21 protein-coding genes are annotated in these 24,771 nt (G+C 62.7%); 10 read left to right on the top strand and 11 right to left on the bottom strand.

Going from position 1 to position 24,771, the window contains the following annotated elements; translation table 11 throughout:
* Positions 1-122: 122 nt before the first annotated feature.
* Both ATE67_RS13375 and ATE67_RS13370 read right to left on the bottom strand, forming a co-directional pair.
* A complete protein-coding gene (locus ATE67_RS13375; protein ID WP_058817187.1) occupies positions 123-1,301 on the bottom strand; it encodes a nucleotidyltransferase family protein in 1,179 nt (392 codons plus the stop codon).
* Complete coding sequence (locus ATE67_RS13370) at positions 1,294-2,214, bottom strand: endonuclease/exonuclease/phosphatase family protein (RefSeq protein WP_197411952.1); 921 nt, start codon at positions 2,212-2,214, stop codon at positions 1,294-1,296. Before ATE67_RS13370 ends, ATE67_RS13375 begins: the two co-directional genes overlap by 8 nt.
* Before the next feature lie 324 nt (positions 2,215-2,538).
* On the opposite strand from ATE67_RS13370, the gene ATE67_RS13365 reads away from it, so the two are divergent.
* The 4 genes from ATE67_RS13365 to ATE67_RS13350 all read left to right on the top strand — a co-directional run bounded on the left by ATE67_RS13365 (position 2,539) and on the right by ATE67_RS13350 (position 8,600).
* A complete protein-coding gene (locus ATE67_RS13365) occupies positions 2,539-3,696 on the top strand; it encodes an outer membrane beta-barrel protein (protein ID WP_058817185.1) in 1,158 nt (385 codons plus the stop codon).
* Positions 3,697-3,772: 76 nt separating this feature from the next.
* Entirely contained in the window at positions 3,773-5,986 is a 2,214-nt protein-coding gene (locus ATE67_RS13360) for a GumC family protein (RefSeq protein WP_058817184.1), read from the top strand.
* Positions 5,983-7,128 carry a glycosyltransferase gene (locus ATE67_RS13355; protein WP_058817183.1) on the top strand — a complete coding sequence of 382 codons (1,146 nt, stop codon included), beginning with the start codon at positions 5,983-5,985 and terminating at the stop codon, positions 7,126-7,128. The genes ATE67_RS13360 and ATE67_RS13355 overlap by 4 nt, the downstream gene beginning before the upstream one ends.
* The gene (locus ATE67_RS13350) at positions 7,125-8,600 is read left to right on the top strand and encodes an O-antigen ligase family protein (protein ID WP_156417022.1); all 1,476 of its coding nucleotides are present in this window, start codon (positions 7,125-7,127) and stop codon (positions 8,598-8,600) included. The genes ATE67_RS13355 and ATE67_RS13350 overlap by 4 nt, the downstream gene beginning before the upstream one ends.
* Here ATE67_RS13350 and ATE67_RS13345 read toward each other — a convergent pair.
* The 5 genes from ATE67_RS13345 to ATE67_RS21865 all read right to left on the bottom strand — a co-directional run bounded on the left by ATE67_RS13345 (position 8,548) and on the right by ATE67_RS21865 (position 14,744).
* Positions 8,548-9,819: a glycosyltransferase family 4 protein gene (locus tag ATE67_RS13345; protein ID WP_197411951.1), complete on the bottom strand. Its 1,272-nt coding sequence runs from the start codon at positions 9,817-9,819 to the stop codon at positions 8,548-8,550. The two genes, ATE67_RS13350 and ATE67_RS13345, sit on opposite strands and share 53 nt — an antisense overlap.
* A gap of 27 nt (positions 9,820-9,846) precedes the next feature.
* The gene (locus ATE67_RS13340; protein WP_156417021.1) at positions 9,847-11,064 is read right to left on the bottom strand and encodes a polysaccharide pyruvyl transferase family protein; all 1,218 of its coding nucleotides are present in this window, start codon (positions 11,062-11,064) and stop codon (positions 9,847-9,849) included.
* 145 nt (positions 11,065-11,209) lie between these two features.
* The gene (locus ATE67_RS13335) at positions 11,210-12,400 is read right to left on the bottom strand and encodes an acyltransferase family protein (RefSeq protein WP_058817179.1); all 1,191 of its coding nucleotides are present in this window, start codon (positions 12,398-12,400) and stop codon (positions 11,210-11,212) included.
* On the bottom strand, positions 12,397-13,281 hold the full coding sequence (locus ATE67_RS13330) for a glycosyltransferase family 2 protein (protein ID WP_058817178.1): 885 nt from the start codon (positions 13,279-13,281) through the stop codon (positions 12,397-12,399). Before ATE67_RS13330 ends, ATE67_RS13335 begins: the two co-directional genes overlap by 4 nt.
* Complete coding sequence (locus tag ATE67_RS21865; RefSeq protein WP_058817177.1) at positions 13,278-14,744, bottom strand: oligosaccharide flippase family protein; 1,467 nt, start codon at positions 14,742-14,744, stop codon at positions 13,278-13,280. Before ATE67_RS21865 ends, ATE67_RS13330 begins: the two co-directional genes overlap by 4 nt.
* Before the next feature lie 82 nt (positions 14,745-14,826).
* Here ATE67_RS21865 and ATE67_RS21430 point away from each other — a divergent pair, with 82 nt between their 5' ends.
* The 6 genes from ATE67_RS21430 to ATE67_RS13300 all read left to right on the top strand — a co-directional run bounded on the left by ATE67_RS21430 (position 14,827) and on the right by ATE67_RS13300 (position 19,636).
* Complete coding sequence (locus ATE67_RS21430) at positions 14,827-15,048, top strand: hypothetical protein (protein WP_156417019.1); 222 nt, start codon at positions 14,827-14,829, stop codon at positions 15,046-15,048.
* Between the two features lie 23 nt (positions 15,049-15,071).
* Positions 15,072-16,310, top strand: coding sequence for a cell wall hydrolase (locus ATE67_RS13320; protein ID WP_058817176.1), 1,239 nt, complete (start codon positions 15,072-15,074; stop codon positions 16,308-16,310).
* 42 nt (positions 16,311-16,352) lie between these two features.
* Positions 16,353-17,258 carry a UTP--glucose-1-phosphate uridylyltransferase GalU gene (gene galU / locus ATE67_RS13315; RefSeq protein WP_058817175.1) on the top strand — a complete coding sequence of 302 codons (906 nt, stop codon included), beginning with the start codon at positions 16,353-16,355 and terminating at the stop codon, positions 17,256-17,258.
* A complete protein-coding gene (locus tag ATE67_RS13310) occupies positions 17,245-18,132 on the top strand; it encodes a class I mannose-6-phosphate isomerase (protein WP_058817174.1) in 888 nt (295 codons plus the stop codon). Before galU ends, ATE67_RS13310 begins: the two co-directional genes overlap by 14 nt.
* Positions 18,129-18,680, top strand: coding sequence for a polysaccharide biosynthesis/export family protein (locus ATE67_RS13305; protein WP_058817173.1), 552 nt, complete (start codon positions 18,129-18,131; stop codon positions 18,678-18,680). Before ATE67_RS13310 ends, ATE67_RS13305 begins: the two co-directional genes overlap by 4 nt.
* A 203-nt stretch (positions 18,681-18,883) precedes the next feature.
* Positions 18,884-19,636, top strand: a complete 753-nt coding sequence (locus ATE67_RS13300) for a sugar transferase (protein ID WP_231728160.1) — start codon at positions 18,884-18,886, stop codon at positions 19,634-19,636.
* A gap of 113 nt (positions 19,637-19,749) precedes the next feature.
* Here the strand turns inward: ATE67_RS13300 and ATE67_RS13295 are convergent, their stop codons facing one another.
* The 4 genes from ATE67_RS13295 to lnt form a co-directional block, all read right to left on the bottom strand.
* Entirely contained in the window at positions 19,750-20,175 is a 426-nt protein-coding gene (locus ATE67_RS13295) for a helix-turn-helix domain-containing protein (RefSeq protein WP_269433457.1), read from the bottom strand.
* A 541-nt stretch (positions 20,176-20,716) separates the two neighbouring features.
* Positions 20,717-21,442 carry a tRNA (guanine(46)-N(7))-methyltransferase TrmB gene (gene trmB / locus ATE67_RS13290; protein WP_058817171.1) on the bottom strand — a complete coding sequence of 242 codons (726 nt, stop codon included), beginning with the start codon at positions 21,440-21,442 and terminating at the stop codon, positions 20,717-20,719.
* A 4-nt stretch (positions 21,443-21,446) separates the two neighbouring features.
* The gene (metK, locus tag ATE67_RS13285; RefSeq protein ID WP_058817170.1) at positions 21,447-22,676 is read right to left on the bottom strand and encodes a methionine adenosyltransferase; all 1,230 of its coding nucleotides are present in this window, start codon (positions 22,674-22,676) and stop codon (positions 21,447-21,449) included.
* A 52-nt stretch (positions 22,677-22,728) separates the two neighbouring features.
* Complete coding sequence (lnt, locus tag ATE67_RS13280; RefSeq protein ID WP_058817169.1) at positions 22,729-24,453, bottom strand: apolipoprotein N-acyltransferase; 1,725 nt, start codon at positions 24,451-24,453, stop codon at positions 22,729-22,731.
* Between the last annotated feature and the right edge of the window lie 318 nt (positions 24,454-24,771).

The following is a 24,771-nucleotide window of genomic DNA, read 5'->3' as shown; positions in this document are numbered from 1 at the left end:
CTATAATATTGATTTTGATAGGTTAATTTTGAACTCAGATGCCACGTTCTGCTTTTCTGTCCCAATTTCGACGCTCGGTTGCCTTGCCAAGGATATAAGCAAATATAGGAAAACTTGCGCGTTCACTTCGACTCGCTGGACGCTGACCCGGCCTTGCGCGCGATCCATAGCGCGACCCTTTTGAAGGGTCCGGACGACCGGCCATCCGCCTGATCGCCGTCGCGCGACGTGTCGGCCAGATCATAGCGGATTTCGGCCAGCCAGTAAGATGGCCGGAAGGAAATCAGATAGTGGCTGACATTCTTGACGGTCGTGCCGAACCGCGTGTCTTCAAGCTCGCCCGCGCCCCCATCGGCCATGGCCTTTACCGAGGTCCGGACCAGAAGCGACGTGCGCGAAATGCCGTGCGTTTCGAGCGCGGGCGGATCCGTGCCGAAAAGATTGTCGCACAGCCGGTTCGCGACGCGGACGGCAAGCGCGGCGTCGGGCACGGCTCGCCCGGTGGAGCGAGCCCCCCATTCGCTTTGCCGGACGATCTGATAATCGATCAGCCACTTCAGCCGCGACCAGCTGTGGAGGAGCCCGTGGAGCGCGAGATAGGACAGAAGCGCGTCGCCCGAAAAGCAGAGCATGCTGTGCTGCCCGAACAGGTCGACGCGCTCGATCTGCCCGAGCGGGATGGTCCGGGCGAGGGCGTCATTGTCGAACAGGCGGTAATGAAGCTCGACGATCGTCCTGCGTACCGGGTGGGTATAGACCCAGTCCTTGTGCAATATCTGCCATCGGGCGGCATCGGGTTCGGCCAGGCCGGCGGCCGGCTCGATCCGCACATAGCCAAGATCGGCGAGCAGCCTGTCGCAAAGCGCCAGCTCGTCGGGCCGGATAAGAAGATCGATGTCGCGATTGGTTCGCTGTCCCATCGCGGCGAAACAGATGCGTGACAGGGCCAGCCCCTTGAGCAGGATCGGTTCGACGCCGTGGCGTACGAGGCAGTCGGACAGCCGCTGGAGTTCGGCGAGCGAAGCCATTTCGGCAAAGGCCGCATCGCGGATCACCCGTTCGAGTCTGGAGCGTTCCGCAATGTCGAGCGGAAAGGCGGTTTGCGCCATCCAGTCGAGTTGCTTCAACCGATGCGCGAACAGCGGCGTAACGCGGTGCCGTGCCGCATGATCGAAGAGGATGGGCCAGCCCGGGAACGGCCCGAGCGAAAGGAGCGACTGTTCGACGTCCGCGGGCGACCGGCCGGGTGAGGGGTTCACAACGGCGAGAAGGCCGGCGAATGCGATACGCGGATCAGTCATCGCAATCGACCAGGCGGGCGTCCATCACCAGTGGATAATGGTCCGATCCCAGGCTGGGACCACGCTCGACTTCGGGCGATGCGACACAGCTGCCGACGTAGATATTGTCCAGCGGCAGAACAGGGCCATTCGGCGAGGGCCAGCTTCGCATTCCGCCCGAAGCAAGCCTGACGTCGAGGTCGTACGCCATGCGGTTCATCGCGAAGGTCCATGGGACGTTATTGAAGTCGCCCGCGACGATGTGATGCCCATCGCGCCGCCCGACGAGCGCCGACAGCTGGGCGAAGTCGAACGACTGACGCGCAAACGGCCAAGGGCGTTTCAGATGGACCGCGGTAATATCAAGGGCCCGCCCGCCGCGCCGGAAACGCACGGTCATTGCGGAGAGCGCGCGGCGATTCTCGGTATCGCCGCGCGCGTGATGTTCGACCGACAGCGCGGGAGTGCGCGACAATATCATAGTCGAGCAATCGCCGTTGCCCTGGCAGTCATAGCGATGAGGATAGTCGGCTTCGAGCAGATCGGCGACCTTGGCGGCGCGTTTGCTCGCCTCGACCAGAATGACAAAGTCGGGGGCCTGGCCGGCGATCCAGCGCGCCGCGGCATGGGCTTCCGGATTGTCCTTGTAGAGATTGAAACTGATGACGCGGAACGGCTCGCCGCGCCGGGCTGGGGCGGACGCTCCGTCCCATAACGGCCGGAACAGAAGGAGCGCGAGCGCCGCGTAGCCGAGCGACAGGGCTGCCGGTGCGATCAGATTCGCCCACCGGCGCGCGCGCGCGGCCGCCCAGATCTTCCCGCCCAGATAGAGGGCGCAGATCGGAAGCCAGACCGGCGCGGCGATATTGAAACTGTCGAGCATTTCGAGGTCGGCGCCGAGAAAAGCCAGGCCGAGCAAGAGGGTCAGGAGCATGGGCCCCGCAAACCGGAAGATCTTCGCGCGACGCATGGAGCCGGACTGGCGATGCCCTCATCTAGAATTTTCAGACGGCCATGATGATTGAAGCTTTTGTGCATTGCAACATTTTCCGGTTCGGTTACGATCAGCGCATCGGACTTCGGAGGTGTTGCCACGAAGATGTTGACCGGTTCAGGATTTGCGATTGAAACGCATGGTCTTGCCCGCTGCGGGCCGCGGCCCCGGCGCTCTCTGGTTGTAGGGGCCTGCTTTGCTGCGAGTCTCTTCGGCGCGGCAGCGCCCGCGCGCGGGCAATCCCTCGATAGTGAGCCCAGCGATGTGGCCGGAAACAGGGCGCAACCCGCCTATGATGCGATCGGCATCCGTGTCGGGAATATCATGGTGCGGCCGACGCTGACGGTCTCGCCCGAATATTCGTCCAACATCTTCGCCGATCCCGATATCAGCCGCTCGGATCTCGCGGTCGGCATAACGCCCGCGATAACCGCCGCGATCGTCGCGCCGGGTGCAAGCCTGTCGCTCTATGGCGAAGCGAAGTTTCGCCGTTACGCCCGATATTCGAGCCAGGATGACGAGCAGTACCGCATCGAGCTCAACGGCTCGACCGAGCTTCCTGGAGATTTCACGCTTCAGACAGGCTTGTCATGGGGTGAGACGACCGCGGCGCGTGGTACGGTCGGCAACGATCTTACCGTCGGCGATCCGCTCAAACAGCGCGACCTTCGCACGCGCGTCGCGCTCCGCAAGAATTTCAACCGGCTCTATGCGGGCGCCTCCTTTTCGGCGACCCGATCGACCTATGGCGATGTGCAACTCGGCAACGGGGCGGCCATCGACCAGAGCTTTCGCAACGGTCAGCAGGCTGGCGGAGAAGTCAGCCTTGGCTATGAGATGAGTCCGCTCCTCGCCGTCGAAGCGCAGGCGCGATACGAAATTTACGACTATCGCGACGCCCGCCCGCTCTCGAACCGCGATGCCAAGGGTTATAGTCTGGCCGCGGGGCTGCGGTATCAGATCACCCAGTTGCTGCTTGCCCAGTTCAACGTCGGCCTGCGCGAGCATGACTTCGACAATCCGCTATTCGCCAGGATTCGCGGCGTATCGCTGTCGGGGCGGCTGCGCTGGTATCCCACGCCGCTGATCAGCTTGCGCGCCGACCTTGATCAATCGACGACCACCAGCGCGCTCGACCAGGTCAGCGCGGTGACCGTCACCGACCTGAAGGCCGGTGTGGATTACGAGTATCGCCGCAACATCCTGCTGACCCTCGAAAGCGGGATCAGCTTTGAAGATTATGGAGAAATCGGGGCCACGGCGAAGCGCTTTTCGGTCACCGGCCGGACGGAATGGAAGATCAACCGGTGGCTCAGGCTCGGCGGTTACGCCTCGTTCAACAGCAGGACCGGGGCGAGCTCGATGCTGATCCGCGGCTATTCCTCCGTGCAGACGGGGGTCCGAATAAGCTTCGCCGTCTGAATTCCGCCTTCAACAAAAACAGAACGGAACAACCGATATGACTCTCCCCGCAACCCAGTTTGAGCACCCCCAGGGCATGGCGGGAACCGACCGGCGGGATATCGGAAATCCGGCGCTTCCGGCCGGCGGGGAGCGGCTGAGCCTTGCCAGGGTCCTGCATATTCTGCGGCGGCGCAAATGGACGATTGTCAGCACCGCGATCGTTCTCGTCATGATGGGGCTGCTGCTCACGCTGATGCAGCCGAAAATATATATGGCCGACGCCACGGTGCGGCTGACCGGATCGAACCGCGAGCTTGCGGCAAAGGTCGGCGACGAGATGGCGGAACCCGACATGAAGGGGGATTCGGACGTGGCGACCGAATTGGAAGAAGTCCAGTCGCTCGAAATGGCGCGCCGGATTGTCGAGAAATATAAGCTCGTCGACGATCGGCGCTTCAACCCCTATCTCAATCCACCCGCATCGACGCTGTCCCGACTGCTCGGCCGCTCGCCCGATACGGTCGATCTCAAGACGCTGGACCCGGCCGCGCGAGCGAGGATGAAGGAAAAGCTCGTCCGATATCTGAAGAGCGGGCTGGCTACCGGGCGCGTCGGGACATCCTATTCGATCGCGATCCTCTATCGGCACCACGACCCCGAAGTGGCGGCGATGATCGCGAACGCCTATGCGACCGAATATACGCAATCGCAGGTCAAGGAGAAGAAGGCGGCAACCTCGGAAGCGATCGCCTTCCTGAGCGGCAAGGTCGAGGAGCTGCGTTCGCAGGCGACCGCCGACTATGCCGCGGTCCAGAACTATCGCATCGCCAACGGCTTGCCGAGCACATCGGGGGCTTCGCTCGCCGAACAGGATATATCGGTCTACAACCAGCAGGCCGCAACGGCGCGCGCCGAAGCCGCCGCGGACGTCGCCCGGCTCAATACCGCGCGCGCGCAGTTGAAGAGCGGCTCGGCCGGCGACGATGTCGGCGAGGCTCTGGGCTCGCCCGTCATTTCGGCGCTCCGTTCGCAGCGCGGCCAGCTGGTGGTGAAGCTCGCGGACCTCAGGACGCGCTATGGAGAGCGTCACCCGGACCTGCTGCGCGCCCGGCAGGAACTGGCGGATCTTGACCGGCAGATCCAGGACGAGATCGACCGTGTGATTTCCAACCTCGAAGCAAAGTCGGCGGTTTCGTCGCAGCGCCTGGCGTCGTTGTCGGGAACCCTCGGCTCGGCCAAGGGGCAACTGCTCAACAACAACAGGGCGATGGTCGCCCTCGACGACCTGCAAAAGCGCGCGGAGGCGTCGCAGGGCCTCTACGAATCCTACCTTGCACGCTACCGCGAGACTTCAGCGAGCAGCGGAACCGAACGACCCGATGCGCGAATCCTGACGCTCGCCTCGCCTCCAAACTTTCCTTTCAGCCCGAACATCCTGCTCAACCTGATGTTCGCGGGCGTGTGCGGCGTCAGCCTGGGCCTGGCGGCGGCGATGATTGTCGAGATGCAGTTCCGCGGGCTGACGACCGCTGCCGACGTCGAGGCGCGAACGGGACTTCCCTATCTGGGGATGGTGCCGGAAAATGGTTCGGCCAAGCATCACCGCGACACGCCGGCCGAAACGCTGGTCGCCATGCCCAATTCGGTGCTCGCGGAATCGATGCGGAGCATCCATGCGTCGATCCAGATGCCGGGAAGCGACCGCGCGCAGGTCATCGCCATCACCTCTTCGGTGCCGGCCGAGGGAAAAAGCGTGTTGTCGGCCTTGCTCGGCATGATCTCGGCGCAAATGGGAAGCCGGACGATCGTGGTCGATTGCGATATCTTCCGCCGCGGGTTGTCGCATGAATTCGGCGCGGAGGATGGCGACGGATTGATGGAGATCGCCGCGACGCAAACGGCGGACATCGACCGTGCGATCCGGCAGGTGGGCGACAATCTGGACCTCTTGCCGATCATTTCGCGCGGCCGGGAGGGCGACCGTCTCACCGACCGTGGGGCGATCCAGTCGATCGTCGCCCGCTTGAAGGAAAGATATGATCTCATCCTGCTCGACTGTCCTCCGCTGCTCGCGGTTGCAGAGGCCCGTGAAATAGCGGGGCTGGCGGATGGCGTCATCGTCGCGGCGCGCTGGCGCAAAACGCCCGACGATGCGGTGAAGACAGCGGCGCGCCTGCTGCCCGCGAAGCTCGCTCCGTTCGTCGGAGTGGTGCTGACGCGCGTCGATCTCAAGAAGCAGAGCCGCTACGCCCCGAATGATTCGGCAAGTTATTACGCCCATTATCAGAAATATGCGGCTGTCGCATGAAGGCGCCACGCGTCGTCATCGTGCATTATTGGCTCGTCGCGATGCGCGGCGGCGAGCGCGTGCTTGAACGGCTGCTTCGGCTCTATCCGGGCGCCGACATCATCACGCATGTCTACGATCCGGCTGCGGTTTCGGATTTCATCGCGTCTCACACCATACGCACGACCTTCATTCAAAAACTGCCGGGTGCGCGGAAACATTATCAGAAATATCTGCCGCTCATGCCGCGCGCGCTCGAGGAAATGGACCTCTCGGACTACGATTTGGTGATCAGCAGCGAATCCGGGCCTGCGAAAGGCGTGATCGTGCGCCCCGACGCCTTTCACCTTTGCTATTGCCATTCGCCCATGCGTTATCTGTGGGACCACTATCATCAATATCGTTCGGGCGCCGGGGCGCTGGCGCGCGGGGTGATGTCGGCGACGTTCCCGCGGCTCCGGGAATGGGACGCCATTTCGGCGCATCGCGTCGACCGGATCGTCGCAAATAGCCATTTCATCGCCCGGCGCGTCCGCAAAAGTTGGGGCCGCTACGCGGACGTCGTCTTCCCCCCGGTCGATGTCGAGATGTTCCGCAAGTCGGCCGACGTCGGCGATCATTATCTGTGGGTCGGCCAGATGACCCCCTATAAGCGCGCCGATCTGGTCGCCGATGCCTTTACCCGGCTTGGGCTGCCGTTGGTCATGGTCGGCACGGGAGAGCTCAAGGACGATATAGCGCGGCGCGCGGGGAGCAATATCCGGATCGTCGAACGGCTCGATTATGCGTCGTTGCGCAAGGCCTATGCCGAGTGCCGCGCGCTCATCTTTCCGCCCGAGGAAGATTTCGGAATTGTTCCGGTTGAGGCGAATGCCGCGGGCCGCCCCGTGATCGCCTATGGCCGCGGCGGCATCCGGGATTCGATCCTCCCGGAAAAAACGGGACTGTTCTTCGACACGCAGGAGGTCGATGCGCTGATCGATGCCGTGGAGCGCTTCGAGCGCTGGCAGCCGCATTTCGATCCCGATGCCGCGGTTGCCAATGCTGCCCGTTTCGCACCCGAGCGTTTCGACGCCGGGATCAGCCAGATCGTTTCCAATGCGATCGGCGGCGCCGCGTCCCATCACCCGTCCGTCGAACATCTGCCCGGTTGCGCCGCATGATTCCGACGCTGATCGGTGCGGTCACTGTTCTGGTCGGCCTCTGGCTGCTCTTTCGGCGATCGCCCCTCGACCTTCTGTGTGCCGTGATGGCGCTTGGTGTGCTGGAAGGGTCCGCGGCGCTGATCCTGACGGCGATCGGCTCGTCGTCCATCCCGCCCGGCCGCGTCATGCTGGCGTTCCTGATCCTGTCCTGCCTCCACAGGTTCAAGGATGACGCGCAGATCGTGGGGCGCGCCGCGGCAGACAATGGCTGGTTGATATTATTCTGTGTCTACGGCTTCATAAGCGCCTTTTTCCTGCCGCGGATCTTTGCCGGACAGATGGACGTCGTGCCGATGCGATCGGTCGGGCTGCGACATTTGCTGGACGCCTTTCCGTTGCGTTTCACGCCGCAGAACATCACGACCGGCGTCTATCTGATCGGAACCGCGCTCGCCGCGCTGTGCAGCTATCTCGCCGTGTTTCGAGCGAAGAGCCTGAGCCCCATCGTCACTGCCGCAATCTGGATCTCAGCCGTCCACGCCGTCACCGGCGTGCTCGGTGTCGCGCTGCGCGGAACGCCATGGGACCTCGTGGTCGACTTCTTCCGCAACGGATCCTATTCGCAGCTCAGCCAGGCGACCGAGGACTTTGTTCGCATGGGCGGCCTGATGCCCGAACCCTCGAATTTCGCGCGCTTTGGCCTCGCCTGGTTCATCCTCTGCTTCGAATTGTGGCTGCGCCACATCCGTCCGACTGCCACTGGGCTGACGGCAGCGCTGATGGGGCTGGTTCTCGTCGCGTCGACGTCGTCGACAGCCTATGTAGGGCTTGCGGGATATGCGCTGCTCATTGCCGTCCGCATGGCGTTTGCGCCAGCCTATCTTCGGGTAGACAAGCTGGTCATCATGGCTTTCGTTGCGATCGCGGGGGTGATTGCGTTTAGCGTGATCCTGTCCCTGATGCCGGACGCCGCCCATGCGTTCGAGAAGATGCTGCGTCAGATGACGATGGAAAAGGCGGATTCGGCTTCGGGCCAGCAGCGTGCCTTCTGGGCAAAACAGGGTATCGATGCCTTCATCCTTTCCTATGGTCTCGGCATCGGAGCCGGTAGCTTCCGGTCGTCGAGTCTCTTGATGGCGATCCTCGGCAGCATGGGGGTCGTCGGGATCGTCAGCTTCCTCGCTTATGTCGCCCGGTTGCTGCGGCCGGTGCGGCAGCCGGCGGCCCGGCCTGATGCGTCGGGCGAAATCGTCGACATCGCGAACTCGGTTGGCTGGGCGGCGGTCGCATCACTGATCCCGGCGCTGGCGATACAGCCGTCGCCCGACCCGGGAATGGAGTTTGCCTGTTTCGCCGGGATTGCCATCGGTCTGAAGGCTCGGGCCGTCAGCACGCAACTGGCGGCGATACCGCTGGTCGGAAATTTCGTGTCGCCGCCTAGAGCGCCAGCAGCTCCTGCACCAACTGGCTGGCGGCACGTTTCCAAGTGAACAGGTCCGCTTGCTGCCGGGCCTTTTGCTGCAAATCGTTCCGAAAATCCGTGTCTGCCGCGAGGCGTGCGATGGCCGATGCCCAGGCCGCGTCGTCGTCGGCTGGCGCATAGAGCGCTGCACCGCCGCATATCTCCGGCAACGCACCATGGGGCGCGACGATCGCTGGGCACCCCATCGACATCGCCTCGAGAGGGGGGAGGCCAAATCCTTCGGTGAGGGAGGGAAAGGCGATGCATAGAGCGTGGCCATACAGCGCCCGAAGCTCGGCATCGCTGACACGCCCGGCGAAGACAACATTGTCGGGCACCCGATGACCCGCGTTGACAAAATCGACTTGCTTGGCAGAGCCGAACAACACGAGACGAGCATATTTCAACTCGGGCCGCGCAAAGGCCTTCAGCAACAATCCGATATTCTTGTGCGGCTGCGTGTTGGCGAGGCCAACCACAAAGGGCTTTCCGGCGAGCGCGCGTTTCTCGATTATTCCGTCGTCCGCCTTGATGCTCAGCACATGATCGACGCCATTATGTACGACGGCCGTGCGATCGAGCCGTGCGATTCCCAGCCGGTCAAGCTGTTCGCGGGAGAAATGCGAGACGGTCAATATCCGGCGATGGCGGCGCCCATTGACCGGCTGATGCAATCGATACCAAAGGCGAAATGGGCGCGAATAGCTATCGGGTACAAGATGAACTTGGGCGTCGTGGAACATCGTCACCGCGTTCCGCGACGCCATCGGCGCGACGTTGCACAAGCTGACGATCGTTCGGCCGCGCGCGCGAATGGGCAAGATAATCTGTTCCCACAAATTTCCGGTCAGGGGTCCGACCACGCGATAGGGCAATCCCAAATGCCGGGCATTCTCTTCGGCATTGCGCGGAATCCACAACGACAACTGCAAGCGTGCGGCTATTGCCGGGTCGCCGTCGACGATGGCGGCGGCGTGCCGGATCAACTCCTCGGCGACGCGGTGAACTCCGGTCGCCGTGCCCGACAGGAACTTGCCGTTAAGGACCATTTGCCGAGGCTTTGACGTCAAGGCGCGCTCCGATTCTGAATCGCCAAGGCGGCCGGCGAATTCTGATCTTTTTATTGCTGCACCTGCGAAGTGATGCAACAGTCGGCTTGCCGAATCATGCGCGATCTCCAGGCAAAAGGCCTCGAATTGCGCCGTCGGCGATGGACGCCGGCCATAATCCCCGCCGGCCTTCGGCACGAGTGGGCGCGGACTCCCGAAAACGTCTCAGTTGAGTGCGAAATTGGCCTCGGCGAGTTGACGGATTGCCGGGACTTGGCTTGCGATCTGGGTCCGTTGCCGGGGCGATATTTCAAGGAAGCGCTCGATCTTGTCGGATACCGGACCGGGCGAATGAAGAATCTCGTCCGCGCTGGTCAGATGCGCGGTGTCTAGGCCGAAATATTGCAGCAGCCCCTTCATCTTGCCCTTGTACTCGATGCCGAAGACCGGCGTACCCGCGCCCAGCGCGGCGATCATGAGATGCATTCGGCCCGACACGACCATGTCGACATGCTTGACGAGCCCTTTGATCTCCGCGGCGCCAAGCTGGATTTCGGGATAGAGAATTCGCTCGCCGAACTCGGCGCGCAAGGCCTCTTCGATCGGTTTCAGTCCATGAATGTCAGACGACGATCCCCGCGTGTCATGGCTGATCATCAGGAATGAGACCGGGTGACGCGATGCAAGTTGGCGCAGTGACTGTATGAAGGCATCGACCAGCGACGGAAATTTGTCGCGCTCGGACAGTTCGAGCAGCAACGGGTGAAAATTGATCCCGACAATCTTGTGGTTTTGATCCCGCCGCCGTCCAATCCACTGGATAATAGGGGCCATTCGCCCCGTTTGGCCGTCGTCGAGCAGGAACGCGATGTCCGCCACCTTATGCGCGCCGACGCCAGTTTGATCGACGAAGCGCTGGTACGACAAGGGATCGCGCAGATTGATCCGGATCGGCAACGCGATCTCGCGAAAAACCTGCTGCACCATCGGATGGAACATCTGCGAGACCGAGAAGCCGGTGATCGTCGCACGCGCGCCGGTACGCGCCGCGGCGTCGAGCATGATGATCTGCATCCCTGAAAAATAGGGATCGTAGCTGCCGTCGAGGCCATCGGCGCCCATCAGGTAAGCCGCGCGAAACCGCCGTTTCTCGACGATCGCAAAAACATCGGCGAGGCGAAGGTCAGTTCGGGCGATCTGCAGGGGCTCGAGCCCGAGCGTCCGGACTGCTTCGTCGGCGGCGTCGCTCGCAGTCACGATATAGATTTTGTGCTCGGGAAATTCGATACGCACATGGCTGATCAACGGGTCGAGCATGGCGGTATCGCCGATCGACGATACGATCAAATAGGGGTCCGGCGGAATGATCATGATCGCGTCGTCGGGTACTCCCGGCAATATTTCATCACGCAAGGAACGCCACTGGCCTACCGAATTGCTCAAGCGGCGTTCCAGTATTACCTTTCTGAGGCCGAGCTTACGCCATATATATTTCAACACAAGAAAATCCAATATAAATATAAATTAAGTATAATTATTTTTCTGTCTTTTTAATATTTCCATAATCTATTTATAAACTTACAATGCATTACCTAAGAATTGGTTCCTTACTTAATCCATTGGACCTGAATAGGCTTCCAATTATTTTTGCCGTGGGCCTTTCGAAATACCGGTAAGACAAGGAAGCGACGACAAGTGTCAGGCCCAGCGCAGCCAGCATGATCCCGATCCGATACAGCGGCGAGGTACTCTCAATGGCATTCCACTGCCCAGTTGCGAGCCGCGCCGTCGTCTCCAGGATCAATGCATGATAGACATAGGCGCCATAGGAGATGCCGCCGATCCACTGGAGCGCACGGTTCCGGACGAGCCAATGGATCGCCGGATGGCTGGCGAGCGTCATCGCCAGTATCGCGAGCGAGAATAGGCCGAGCGCCGTGTAGAGGAAGATTTCGCGGCCTTCGCCGAGCAATATGCCCGATATGATGTCTCGGACGATTTCGACCCCCGACCGCTCGCGCAGCAGAAAATTCACCGCGGCGTAGCTGCCGAGATACAGGATCATGGCGCCGAAGCCGAGGCGGATGAGCGGCGGCGCAAGCCGTTCGATCGGCGCCTGCAGCCGCGCTAGCGCCAAGAGGCAACCCATCGCAAAGCTGTCGAAATGCAGCGTCGGCCCTGAATAGATGGCGAAGGCGGTCGCTTGTGGATCGCCGCCGGTGGCAAAGGCCGAAACACACGCCCGCAGGAGTGGGGCGGCAAGGACGAAGATCCAGAGCATGCGGCGCGTGGTCGCGATCGACAGGCGGTGCGCGGCGATGCCATAGACCAGATAGAATTGCATCTCGATCGAGATCGACCAGAGGTGGCCGGTCGGCCAGGTCTGCATTTCGCCGCCCCCCAGCCCCATGGCGATATTCTGGTAGAAGCCGAAGAGCGAGAATATGACCCCCGTGTCGGGCGCGCGCCCGATCCAGAGGCTGAGCAGCAGTCCAGCCAGAAGATAGGCGTAATAGACCGGCACGATCCGGCCGACGCGCCGCTCGTAAAAGTTCGAAAGACGCGCGGTTTGATCCGGATCGCCGCCTCGTTTCAGGATGGATAGAGTGACGACATAGCCCGAGATCACGAAGAACAGCCAGACACCCGCCCAGCCAAAGGGAAGGAGCTTCGCGTGCATCGCGAGGACGGCCATCATCGCGATGGCGCGCAGGCTGTCCACGTCGGGCGCATGAGCGAACAGCCGTTCGTCGGCGGGAGGGCCGGCGACGGCGATCACAATGCCTCGATCCGTTCGGGATGAAGGCGGCCGCGCAACGCATCGACGATCGCGATCCAGTTGCCCTTCACGCGCCCCGACCGGTCGACCCACGGTTCGGGCCGCCATATCTTCGCGTGATTCGCGAGCAGGTTTTTGGCGATCAGTTTGCCGGCATAGAGCGGCTTCATCGTGCCCTTGCGTGCGAGATAGAGCGGATTGATGACCTGGGCATAGCCGAGCCGGATGCCCGACGTCCGGCCGCCCTTCACCCCTTGGTGAACCCCCGCAAAGGCATGGGTCTTGACCAGCCTCCCACGACCGAGCAGCTGCGCCGCGAAATCGATATCCTCCTGCCACCCGTAAAGCTTCAGCCGTTCGTCGAACCAGATCCCGTCCATCATCGATCGGCGAAAGGCCATGTTGCAACCGTACAGGCCCTCCAGATCCTTGCGAATGGAGGCATTCGTCTCACCGCCGGCGTCGTGGCGGCGGACCAGCGCTTCGGCGTCTTCGGTGGAGATGCCGGACGAATTGATTCCGTCGGCGAGCAACAGGCCGGTCGCACCTGCGACGTCCGGATGGCTGTCGAAGAAGCCGGCGATATCCTCGATGCAACGGCTCGACGGGATATAATCATCGTCGAAAAAGGCCACGACCTCGACGCCGGCCGGCAGGCTGCGGAGTCCGGTGTTACGCTGCGCGGGAAGGCCTTTCGGGCCAATCACGTGGAGGACATTCGGGTGGTCGGCGAGGTCGGGCGGCAGATCGTCGGGCGACGCGACCGACAGGATGATCTTCGCGGGCGGCTGGCTTTGACCCGAGAAATGCCGGATGGCGGTCGACAGGCTTTCCGGTCGCCCGGTGCTGGCGATGATCACGGCGACTTCGAACCGGCTCACCGGCGTACTCCTTCCAAAAGCGGATTGAACACTCTCCGGGAGAACCGGAACAGCATAAGCAGGAAAAGCAGATAGCCTGCTCCCGCCAGTGCGATCAGTTCGGCGAGGCCGATCAGCGTCGGGCGGTCCGTCAGCATGTCGAAACCCTTGGCGGCCCAGAATATGCCGGAGCATACAAGGCAGCCCCCGATGCAAGGCGCCAGGATCGCGGCGATGTCCTTCATTCCGATTTGCGCCTCGTGGCGAAACACATAGAGAGCGATCGGCGTTGCGAACGTGGCGGCCGCAACTTCGCCCCAGGCTACCGCCATCAGGCCGAAAGGGATTGTTACGGCGATGCAAGAGGTGTTGACGGCAAGCGTCAACAGCGCCGTCTGCTGAGCGATTTCGGGCCGCCCGATGATCGCTACCAGCGGTTCGACGAGCGAGGGGAGAAGGCGGATGGCGGCCGCCAGCACCAGAGGCAGCATGATCGATCCGACGGCGGCCCATTGCGGACCGAGAAGCAGCGCGACAAACGGATCGGCCATGATGCCGAGCGTCAGCAATATCGGGCCGGCGACCAGAAAGAGGCCCTGCAGATAACGGAGCGAGGCGCCTATGACGGCTTGCCGCGAGCCGTTCTCGTCGCGGTCGCGCGCCGTACGAAGCGACGACCAGCCGACGAATTTGGCGGGCTCGCGGATCATCTCCTGCGCCGCGCCTACAATACGCTGCGCGGCGCGATATAACCCCACCATCGCCGGCGCGAAGAAGAATCCGATCACGAGCGTGCTCAAATTTGTCTGGAAGAACGGAGCGACGCGCGCCGTCAATATTCGCGCGGAAAAGCCGAGTATTGCCCTTCTGTCCTGCCGGGCCGGCCACTTAAGCTGGAACCATTTGGTGAAATAGAGCGATGCCAGCAACTCGGTAACCTGCATCGCGACCTTGCCGAGCGCGAGCGCCAAAATTCCGTACCCAGCCCGAAGCGCATATACGGACACGGCGAAGCCGATAATTTCGGTCGCGGCCTGAACGATCGCGAGTTGCGACAATTTGCCCTGGCGCGTTAACAGCCCGGACTGAACCGTCGCGAGCGGGCGCAGTAAAACCCAAAGGCTGAGCAGGCCCGACGTGATCGCGAAACCCGAATCGAGCTTCGTGAAGGCGAGCAGATTGGCGGCCAGAAGAATGGGCACGAACAAGGCCGCGCCGGACGCCAGAGCCAGCGCATTGACCTGTCTCAATCCCTCCGGACCTTCGCAGCAGATGGCATATTCGCGCCATCCCGCCTCCGCCAGAATCGCACAACCGACGACGACCGCGAACACGAGGCTGAAGATGCCGAATTCGGTGACGCTCAACAGGCGTGCGGCGACCAGAAAGACCGCAAATTGCTGAAGTTGAGCAAAGACGCGAACCGCGGCGATCGCCGCCGGCCCCGCTAGATATCGTGCATTGTTCGCCCAAGTCCGGTTCAAGCAGGATGACTCCAAAACCGATAGGCGATGCTAGGTCGGAGTGATTGTGCAATGCAACATTTTTATCGAGACGGGGCGATTTATGTCGATCGATGCCGTTTTGATACAGGCATCACTGCTTGCCGGCCGAGGATATTATCGCCGTTTTACAGCGCACAATATCGAAAATTTGCCGTTATCCTTCCTTCGCCCGATCGGCGGGGCGGGCCTGCCCCGCCCGGTTTTTGCTGCATTGCAATATTTTCGGGATGTGTCACATTCGACCCACAGTCAGACATTTAAGGCAGTTCGCGCAACGGCATAATCGATCAGCCCAGCAGAGGTTGGATGACAGTAAAGTCTCTCCCGAATCGGATCGTCCAGATCGCGGCTTCGTTCGCCGCGCTTTTTCTGCTCGCGAGCTTTTCGAGCGGTACGATGAGCCATCGGCTGACCGCACAGCTCGACTTCCAAAGCCGCGGCGAACCGGTGTATCGCGATCTCCCCGACCCCGAGCCGCTGCTGTTCAGCGACCTCGATCCGCAAACCGCGCGCCAGATCAACGATGCGATCCCGTTCAGCGCCGGCGCCAATCCCGCCGCACGCCCCTTTGTTTTTGCCGGTTCCGAAACGACTCGCGAAAAGGCCATCGACTGCATGGGCGCGGCGATGTGGTATGAGGCGGGGAACGACGATATCGGACAGCGCGCGGTCGGGCAGGTCGTTCTGAACCGCGTACGGCATCCCGCTTTCCCTTCGAGCGTCTGCGGCGTGGTGTTTCAGGGAAGCGAGCGGGCCACCGGTTGCCAGTTCACCTTCACCTGCGATGGCGCTTTGAAACATGTGCCGTCCGAGATGGCCTGGGCCGAAACGCGATCGCGCGCGCGCGCCGCGCTGGCCGGCTTTGTTTATGCCCCCGTCGGCCTCGCGACCCATTATCATACCGACTGGGTCCATCCGGTATGGAGCGCGAAGCTCGAAAAGCTGGCGCGCGTGCACACGCATCTCTTCTTTCGCTGGACGGGCAAATGGGGGCAGCCGGCGGCGATGGTGCAAGTTTATGCCGCCGCCGAGGCGCCGATCACGAAGCTGGCGCGTCTGTCGCTCGCGCATCGCGCAGCGCTCGGCGAGGACCAGATCAGGATGGCGGAATCGGGAGATGCCGCGGCGGATGCTGGCCTTCCAAGCCCGGGAATCGATGCGATGCTGACGTCGATGCAGGTGCCGGTGGCGGCGCCCCAATCGCTCGAAGGCGTGCATTTCATAGACGCCCGCGCCGAGGGTAATGGCGGGACGCTCGCAATGCGCGCGCTGGGCGTCTGTGGCGCGCAGAAATTCTGCAAGGTCGTCGGCTGGCGCGAAGGCAGCGGGCGCGGCGGCGCGCTGCCCGCCTCTAATGCGGAGCGTGAGGCTGTGGCTTTTCTCTACATTCGCGATCGCCGCACCGGGGTCGATCGCGCCTTTTGGGATTGTGCGCATTTTGAACGACAGAACGCGGCTCAGTGCCTCGGCACCGACCGTGCACGATGGATAGATTTTAACGGGAATTTCCAGTCGGGCTCACGACCCGGCGCTCAAATCACATAAGGGGATGCGAAGGCGGATGACATCATAAGGAGTGTCCGCGTCGTGAAAAAACTACGTAAAGCCGTCTTTCCGGTTGCCGGGTTGGGCACGCGCATTCTGCCCGCCACCAAGGCGATTCCCAAGGAAATGCTGACGATCGTCGACAAGCCTTTAATCCAATATGCGGTCGAGGAGGCGTTGGAAGCCGGCATCGAACATTTCATCTTCATCACCGCGCGCGGCAAATCGGCGCTGGAGGATCACTTCGATATTGCGTTCGAACTCGAAGCGACGCTCCACGCGCGCGGCAAGTCGAAAGCGCCGCTCGCGAAGACGCGTCTCCAGCCGGGCAGCATCTCTTATGTCCGGCAGCAGGAGCCGCTTGGCCTGGGCCACGCCATCTGGTGCGCCCGCGAACTCATCGGCAACGAGCCGTTCGCCGTCCTGCTGCCCGACGATCTGATGGTCGGGTCGCCCAGTTGTCTGGCCCAGATGGCCGAGGTCCACGCCGAGCATGGCGGCAACATCATTTGCACCCAGCGCATTCCCCGCGAAGAGAGCGGCCGATACGGCATCGTCATACCCGAGGAGGATTTGGGCAATGTGACCAGGATCGGCGGCATGGTCGAAAAGCCGGCGCCTGCCGACGCGCCTTCGGACATGGCGATTGTCGGCCGCTATATATTGGAACCCGACATCTTGAGCCTGCTCGCGACGCAGGAGCGCGGCGCGGGCGGGGAGATACAGCTGACCGACGCGTTGGCGCGCGCTGCCGCCAAGGGGACCAGCTTCGGCTTCAATTTCGAGGGGCGGCGTTATGACTGCGGCGATGCAACGGGTTTCGTCATCGCCAACCTCGCGATCGCGATGATGCGGCCGGGCATGACCGGGCCGGTCGAGGATTTCTTGTCCGCGCGATTGCCGGTGGCGGCGGGGCGAGCGGCGGAACGAAGCCATGTTGCACTATAGCGGCACGCCGATTGCGGCGCTTCGGCTCGATATGAAGCGCGTCGAAAAACCCTGGGGCCGGCGGAGCCTGCCGCCGCCGTTCGCAGGCGGATCTGCGTCCGCGGGTCCGGTCGGCGAGATTTGGTTCGAGCTTCCCGGCCGGCAACTCGACCTGATGGTCAAATATATCTTCACAAGCGAAAAGCTCTCGATTCACGTTCATCCCTCCGATGAAGAAGCACGCCTTGCCGGCCACCGGCAGGGCAAGGAGGAATGCTGGTATATTCTCGACGCCGCGCCGGGTGCGAGCGTCGGGATCGGGACGACAAGGCCGCTGACGGACGCCGAACTCGCCGACGCGTGCCAGAGCGGCGCGATCGAGGATCTGATGGAATGGCTTCCGGTCAGGACGGGTGATCTCTTTTACATTCCCGCCGGCACGGTGCATGCGATCGGCGTCGGCATATCCCTGGTCCAAATCCAGCAGAACGCCGATATCGCCTACCGGCTCTACGACTATGGCCGGCCGCGCGAGCTTCATCTCGACCGCGGCGTCGCGGTTTCGCGGGCATGTCCCTACCCGCCAGCGATGCGCTGCCACGTCTCCACCGAGACCCCCGACCTGCTGGTCGACGGCCCCAAGTTCAGACTGGCACTCACTCATGGTGCGATACCGGTGCTCGAGGGGCGTGGGCCCTATTATATCGTCCCCCTTCAAGGGGTGGTGGCGACCGACGACGGCGTGGCGCGCGCGGGCGAGTGCGTCGTAACCGGCGATCGATCGCGAATTATGCCGCTGGGCGAAGTGCGGATGCTCGTTGCGCGTAGCTGCGCCGGCGGCGGCAGCCACCTGACAAGGGAAAAAATAGGCAATTTCGGGAAGGGTATGGAATGATAAGAATATTGGTCGTCGCCGCGGCATTGGCGCTTTCGGGCTGCGCCTCCGCCGGAGCCTTGCCAGCGCTCTCGATCAGTCCCGACGAGGCCGTCTATCGCCTTGGCAGCGGGGATCAGCTCAAGATCACCGTCTATGGCGAAGAGAATCTGAGCGGCAATTATCCGGTCAACGGCGAGGGGAATATCAGCTTCCCGTTGATCGACGAACTCAAGGTTGCAGGCCTGTCGATCAGCGAGTTCGAGAAGGTGCTGACAGAGGCGCTGTCGCAAGGAATTCTGAATGACCCGAACATAAGCGTCGAGGTGACGAACTATCGCCCCTATTATATTCTTGGCGAGGTCGGGAAGCCGGGCGAATTCAGCTATGTCGATGGGCTGACCATCTTCAGCGCGGTCGCCCGTGCCGGAGGCTTCACCTATCGTGCCGCGCAGAAGCGCGTCTATATTCGGCACAAGTCCGAAAAAGATGAAAAGCTCTATCGCGTCGATGGCGGGACACCGGTTCAGCCGGGCGACACGATTCGCATTCCCGAACGGGCGTTCTGACCATATTGCCTGGGTCGAAATGGGGCATTTCGTCGCCGAGAAATAGCCAGCTGCCGTTTTTCGCCGCCGCACTTTTGCTGCAGTGCAAAAAAATCTTGACCGGCCTTTTCCGTGCCATAGAGTGTGAAGGCAAAGTTAAAAAAATTTAGAAAAAGGTTGGGAGCGGACTCAAGCATGTCGTGATCTTCAACAGGGGATCGTTTATGTCGCTCGATAGTCCGATGAGCATGGCAAATCTGCCGAGGTCCAGCGCCGAGCATTTCGGCGACACGGTGCTTGGCGCATTGCATCACCCGCACCGCAAGGCGGCCGCCTCCGATTCCGTGCTGTGGGATCGGGACGAGGCCGAAGAAGCGATCATCCGCGTGTTCGATTTCGTTTCGAGCCTGGCCGCCATCATCCTGTTTCTGCCGTTGCTTGTCTGCCTCTATGCGGTCATCAAGCTGACCGATCCCGGACCGGTGCTTTTCGTGCAGCAACGGATCGGCAAGGGTGGCGAAAATTTTCCCTGCATGAAATTTCGCAGCATGGCCGTCGACGCCGAGGCGCGGCTTGCCGCGCTGCTCGCCAGCGACGAAAATGCGGCGCGGGAATGGGCGGCCGACCAGAAGCTGCGCAACGACCCTCGCATCACCGCGATCGGTGGCTTCTTGCGCAAGACCAGCCTCGACGAATTGCCGCAGCTCTTCAACATCCTGATGGGGCAAATGAGCGTCGTCGGTCCACGCCCGATCGTCGCCGCCGAAATGCCGCGCTATGGCCGCAGCTTCGAACATTATTGTGCCGTGCGCCCCGGCCTGACGGGCCTGTGGCAGATCAGCGGCCGCAACGACACGTCCTATGATGAGCGCGTCGCACTCGACGTTCGCTATGTCCGGACGCGAAACCTTCACTCGAATATCCAAATCTGCGCACGGACGATCCCGGCGATCCTTGGAGCCCGCGGCTGCTATTAAGCCGTCGGCCGCCGGCGGAGCGTTCGACCGGTGAAGTTGGATCATGGCCCTTCGGGGTTCGCGACTTCCGTCGTCACGTTTCCGCGCACAAGCACAGGTCGCGTTTCGCGCGCCTACTGACTGTAATCGATCATGATTCTCACGTTGGTGGTCTTCACGCCCGCTAGCGCGGCGATGCCCATTTGCACGGCACGTATCAGCGCCTGCAAATTCATCAAATCGACATCGGCCGAAACCGCTGGATTTCCACGGGCTGGTTCTTCCGATGTCAGCGAGCCAAGGCCAAAGTGCACCATCGGTGTATCCGAGGCGCCGATCAGATGCTGTTCGGATACGCCCAACGCCCGCGCGAGTGTCAGCAGATTCTCGTGCCGTGGTTTGGTTTTGCCCGTTTCCCAGGACCAGATGGTGGGCCTGCTGAATCCCGAGAGTTTCGCAACCTCGGTCATGCTAAGCCCACGAGCTTGCCGAAGCGATTTCAATCGCTCGCACAAGCATGCGCCAAGGATGGGGTCGCCATGACCGAAGAGCGCTGTCATCGCGTTGCCCCGCCGCCAACCGGCGCCCGCACCTTGTTCGCGTCTCCTTCGAGAAAGCTGACAGCTGAAAAACGGCATATATATTGGCCGGTCAAGGCCGAGACAAAGACCCCCATCGTCGCTCCTCCGAGGTCGCGCGACATTCTCTCCCAGTCCTTGTTATCTGCGGATCATGCTCCGAGTTTCACGGCTTTGCAACATTTGTGAAAAGCTGATTGTAAAGCCCGTTAAACCGAACCGCTCGCCGTGCACGGGGTAGAGCGAGCACTCTGGACCGCCTCGGAATGTCCCCACTCCATGTTTAACCCCCCAGAGCCGACTGTCTCAAAACGGCCATTTGTGGTCGTTCGCGGCGCGCTGCCGTGTGGAGCGAGAACGTCTGTCGCTTCGCGCGTCGGCAATAGGGTCAGTTTTAACGGAGAGCACGAGGCGAAAGACCGCATGATCCGAGTAATCACCGGGTGATCACGACGTCAGAAAAAAACACCGAAAATCGCAGGACATTGGCGAAGGCACGACGGTAAAATCGCGCTCGGGCGTATCAACGGCGGCGATATCTCATATACCACACCTCATGCCCCTGGGCGCGGGCCTTTGCCTCGTAGCGCGTTTCGGGCCAGCCGCCGGGGCGGACGAGGAAATCGCGGGCGGCCTGCGCCAGCCATTCGAACTGGTGGCGGTGGCGGCGCATCACCATCAGCGCGTGCCGGAGATAGACCGGGTGGTCGGTGCCGAAGCGGAACTCGCCGCCGGGTTTCAGCTTCGCGGCGATCAGGTCGAGCGGCCCGTCGTTCATCATCCGCCGCTTGGCATGCCGCGCCTTCGGCCACGGATCGGGATGGAGCAGATAGGCGAAGGACAGCGCGCCGTCGGGAATCCGCCGCAGCACCTCCAGCGCGTCGCCATGATGGATGCGGACATTGCCCAGCGGCAACTTGGCGCCATGATCGCCGCTCACATGCACCAGCGCCTGCGCGACGCCGTTGACGAAAGGCTCGGCGCCGATGAAGCCGTGGTCGGGCAGCATGTCGGCGCGCCCGGCCATATGCTCGCCGCCGCCGAAGCCGATCTCGAAATGCAGCGGGCGCCCCTGTCCCTCGGCATCGCCGAACAGCCGCGCCGCGGTCACCTCGCCCTCGGCCGGGACCGCGATCTGGGGGAGAAGATTGTCGACCAGATCCTGCTGGCCCGCGCGCAGCGGCCTGCCCTGTGCGCGGCCATAGAGCCGGTTGAGCGTCGTCGGATCGCCTGATTTATAAGCCGTCATGCGATCAGGCGGCGATCGCCGCCTTCAGCTTGTCGACCAGGTCGGTGCGTTCCCACGGGAAGGCGTCGCCGGTCGCGGTACGGCCGAAATGGCCATAGGCCGCGGTCTGCTTGTAGATCGGCTTGTTGAGGCCGAGGTGGGTGCGGATGCCCTTCGGCGTCAGGCGCACCAGCTGCGGGATCGCGGCTTCCAGCGCCGCCTCGGTCACGCCCTCGGCCGCGGTGCCGTGCAGATCGACGTAGATCGACAGCGGGTCGGCGACGCCGATCGCATAGGAGAGCTGGATCGTGCAGCGGCGGGCAAGGCCCGCGGCGACGATATTCTTGGCGAGGTAGCGCGTGATATACGCCGCCGAACGGTCGACCTTGGTCGGATCCTTGCCGCTGAACGCGCCGCCGCCGTGCGGGCTCGCGCCGCCGTAGGTGTCGACGATGATCTTGCGGCCGGTCAGCCCTGCGTCGCCATCGGGGCCGCCGATCTCGAAGCGGCCCGTCGGATTGATGTGATAGACGGTGTTCGCGGTCAGCAGCTCGGCGGGCATGACGTCGGCGATGACGCCGAGCACATATTTGCGCAGCTCCAGATATTTCGCCTCGTCGCCTTCGCCGCCGTGGAAGAAATAGCCCGGCGCGTGCTGGGTCGACACGACGATCGCGGTCGCCTCGACCGGGCGCTCGTTGGCGTAGCGCAGCGTAACCTGGCTCTTCGCATCGGGTTCGAGGAAGGGCGCGATGCCCGCCTTGCGGTCGGCGGCCATCCGCTCGAGGATCTTGTGGCTGTAATCGAGCGTCGCGGGCATCAAATCGGGGGTCTCGTCGCTGGCATAGCCGAACATGATCCCCTGATCGCCTGCGCCTTCGTCCTTGTCCTCGCCGGCATCGACGCCCTGCGCGATATGCGCCGACTGCGGGTGGAGGTTGTTTTCGAAGCGAAAGCTTTCCCAGTGAAAACCGTCCTGCTCGTACCCGATGGCGCGCACCGTATCGCGCACCGTCTTTTCGACTTCCTCGGGGACGCCGGGGGCCCAGTTGCCGTCCTCGTCCATGATGCCCCGGCCGCGGATTTCGCCGGCCAGCACGACCAGCTGCGTCGTGGTCAGCGTTTCGCACGCCACGCGCGCCTCCGGGTCCTTCGACAGGAACAGGTCGACGATCGAATCCGAAATCTGGTCGGCGACCTTGTCGGGGTGACCTTCGGAAACGCTTTCGGACGTGAAGAGGAAGCTGTTGCGCATGGGGGCCTTCTTTTGGAATCGAATATAAAGGAAGCTTTATGTCGCCGCGCTGTTAGCGCCCGCGCCGCCGAAACGCAATGGCGGCCGCGAGCAGCAGCAGCGCGAATGCGACGGGCAGCGCGTTGCCGTAACGCGCAAACAGCGTCGGCGCGTGCGCCTGCGGAACCAGGGCGTCGATGCGCCCCGCCTGATGCATCGGCAGCGATTCCAGAATGCGGCCGTCGGCGTCGATCACCGCGCTGATCCCGGTCGGCGTCGCGCGGATGACGGGCAACCCTTCCTCGATCGCGCGCAGCCGCGCCTGCGCCAGATGCTGCGGCGGACCCCAGCTGCCGAACCACGCGTCGTTCGAGGGATTGAAGATGAAATCGGGGCGGTGCGCGCGGTCGACGACCTGGCCCGAGAAGATGATCTCGTAACAGATTTGCAGCCCCGCCTTGCCGAAACGGCCGAGGTCGAGCGTATGCGGGCCTGGGCCGGGCCAGAAATCGATGTCGCCCGGTGCGAGCCGCGACAGGCCGATCGCCGACAATATCGGCCGCATCGGCAGATATTCGCCATAGGGGACAAGGTGCGCCTTGTCGTAGCGCGCGCCCAGCGTGCCGTCGGCATGGACGGTCATCACCGCGTTGCGGGCGCCGACGACGTCGCCGGTCTTGTCGAGTTCCAGCTTCAGCGCGCCGAGCAGCATGACGTCTTCGGGGTTCATCAAGGCAACGAGCCGTGCGCGCGCTTCGGCGGGCGAGCGGTCGTAATAGGGGGCGGGATAGCCGGCCTCCAGATAGTCGGGCACCGCCGCCTCGGGCCACAGGATCAGGCGTGGCGTGTCGCTTTTGGGCGCGGTCAGGCGCGCGAGCTTGGCGAAATTGGCGTCGGCCTTGCTGCCCTCCCATTTGTCCTGCTGGCCGACGTTCGGCTGAACGACGGTGATGGGGACCTTGGCCCCCAAGCTGGCGAATTCGGCCGTGCCCATGTCTGCCAGCCCGAAGAAGAGAACCGGAAAGCCGAAGTAAAGTATCGGCCCGAGCATCAGGGCCGAGAGAAAGGTGCCGTCCTTCAAGCCACCCCTAAATGCCGCAAACCATTGCGGAACTTGACGCAAACCCCATCCGGTCCACAGCAGGGCGAGACCCGACAGGCCGTATGTGCCGATCATCTTCGCCGGCCACGCCAGCGAGAGCGGGACGAGAAAAACGCCCAACGGATTCCACGCAAACCCGGTGAACACCCAGCTGCGCAGCCACTCGGTCAGCGTCCACAGCGCGGCGAACGCGAGGACGAACGAGAGCGAAATCCTCCCCGGAGCGGGGAGGGGGACCGCCGAAGGCGGTGGAGGGGGGCTGCGGTCAGGCGCAGCGTCGGGCTGCGCCCCCCTTGCGTCGGCGCTGCGCGCCGCCACCTCGCCGGTCCGGGGAAGAGCAAAACGCCAAGCCCCCCACGCCGCCAGCGCCGGATATACCGCCAGATACAGCGCCAGCAGCACCACCGCGATCCACCCGAGCCAAGCCGGCATCGCCGCCTGATAGGTGAAGGCGGTGGCGATCCAGTTGAGCCCGATCGTGAAATGCCCGACCCCGAACGCCCAGCCGATCCCGAACGCGCTCCGCCCGCGGCCCGCGCGCGCGGTCAGCACCATCCACCCGGCGAAGGCGAGCAATGTCAGCGGCCACAGGTGGAGCGGGGCGAAGCCCGTCGCCGACACGGCGCCAAGAACCAGGGCGGAAAGCTTCGGCCGGCGGTCGGCGAAAGCGGCGATGCGGGAGGATATCGCGGTCACGGGCGTTCTCTTAGCGATGCGGCGCGGCGGCGACAATCGGGCTTGCATGGGAGGAGTGAGGGTCGGCCCGGTGAAACAGGCCGCGCCCGCTTTCGACTGGTTGCGGACACTAAGGCTACCCTTAACCCGTTCGCGTCGAGCGAAGTCGAGATGTCCCTCAGTCGTGCATGCCTTCGAGGTGTCTCGACTTCGCTCGACACGAACGGAGATAGGGGACGGTCTGAAAACGACTGGTTGCTGTCATCGTGATCCCCGGCGAAAGCCGGGGCCCAGAGCGGCGCAACTCTGCGCTTGCTTGAAAACGTCCCTGGGTCCCGG

The organism is Sphingopyxis sp. H050, from assembly GCF_001468265.1.
In the GTDB taxonomy this organism is placed as follows: Bacteria; Pseudomonadota; Alphaproteobacteria; order Sphingomonadales; family Sphingomonadaceae; genus Sphingopyxis.
This window is presented reverse-complemented; position numbering and strand designations above follow the sequence as displayed.

Bases quoted from the DNA above. Each gene is read 5' to 3' on its own strand.
- ATE67_RS13305 (WP_058817173.1), top strand. From the start codon at position 18,129: ATGATAAGAATATTGGTCGTCGCCGCGGCATTGGCGCTTTCGGGCTGC.
- ATE67_RS13375 (WP_058817187.1), bottom strand. From the start codon at position 1,301: ATGACTGATCCGCGTATCGCATTCGCCGGCCTTCTCGCCGTTGTGAAC.
- ATE67_RS13300 (WP_231728160.1), top strand. From the start codon at position 18,884: ATGTCGCTCGATAGTCCGATGAGCATGGCAAATCTGCCGAGGTCCAGC.
- ATE67_RS13355 (WP_058817183.1), top strand. From the start codon at position 5,983: ATGAAGGCGCCACGCGTCGTCATCGTGCATTATTGGCTCGTCGCGATG.
- trmB (WP_058817171.1), bottom strand. From the start codon at position 21,442: ATGACGGCTTATAAATCAGGCGATCCGACGACGCTCAACCGGCTCTAT.
- ATE67_RS21430 (WP_156417019.1), top strand. From the start codon at position 14,827: ATGTCGATCGATGCCGTTTTGATACAGGCATCACTGCTTGCCGGCCGA.
- metK (WP_058817170.1), bottom strand. From the start codon at position 22,676: ATGCGCAACAGCTTCCTCTTCACGTCCGAAAGCGTTTCCGAAGGTCAC.
- ATE67_RS13360 (WP_058817184.1), top strand. From the start codon at position 3,773: ATGGCGGGAACCGACCGGCGGGATATCGGAAATCCGGCGCTTCCGGCC.
- ATE67_RS13295 (WP_269433457.1), bottom strand. From the start codon at position 20,175: ATGACAGCGCTCTTCGGTCATGGCGACCCCATCCTTGGCGCATGCTTG.
- ATE67_RS13370 (WP_197411952.1), bottom strand. From the start codon at position 2,214: ATGCTCCTGACCCTCTTGCTCGGCCTGGCTTTTCTCGGCGCCGACCTC.
- ATE67_RS13320 (WP_058817176.1), top strand. From the start codon at position 15,072: ATGACAGTAAAGTCTCTCCCGAATCGGATCGTCCAGATCGCGGCTTCG.
- ATE67_RS13350 (WP_156417022.1), top strand. From the start codon at position 7,125: ATGATTCCGACGCTGATCGGTGCGGTCACTGTTCTGGTCGGCCTCTGG.
- ATE67_RS13310 (WP_058817174.1), top strand. From the start codon at position 17,245: ATGTTGCACTATAGCGGCACGCCGATTGCGGCGCTTCGGCTCGATATG.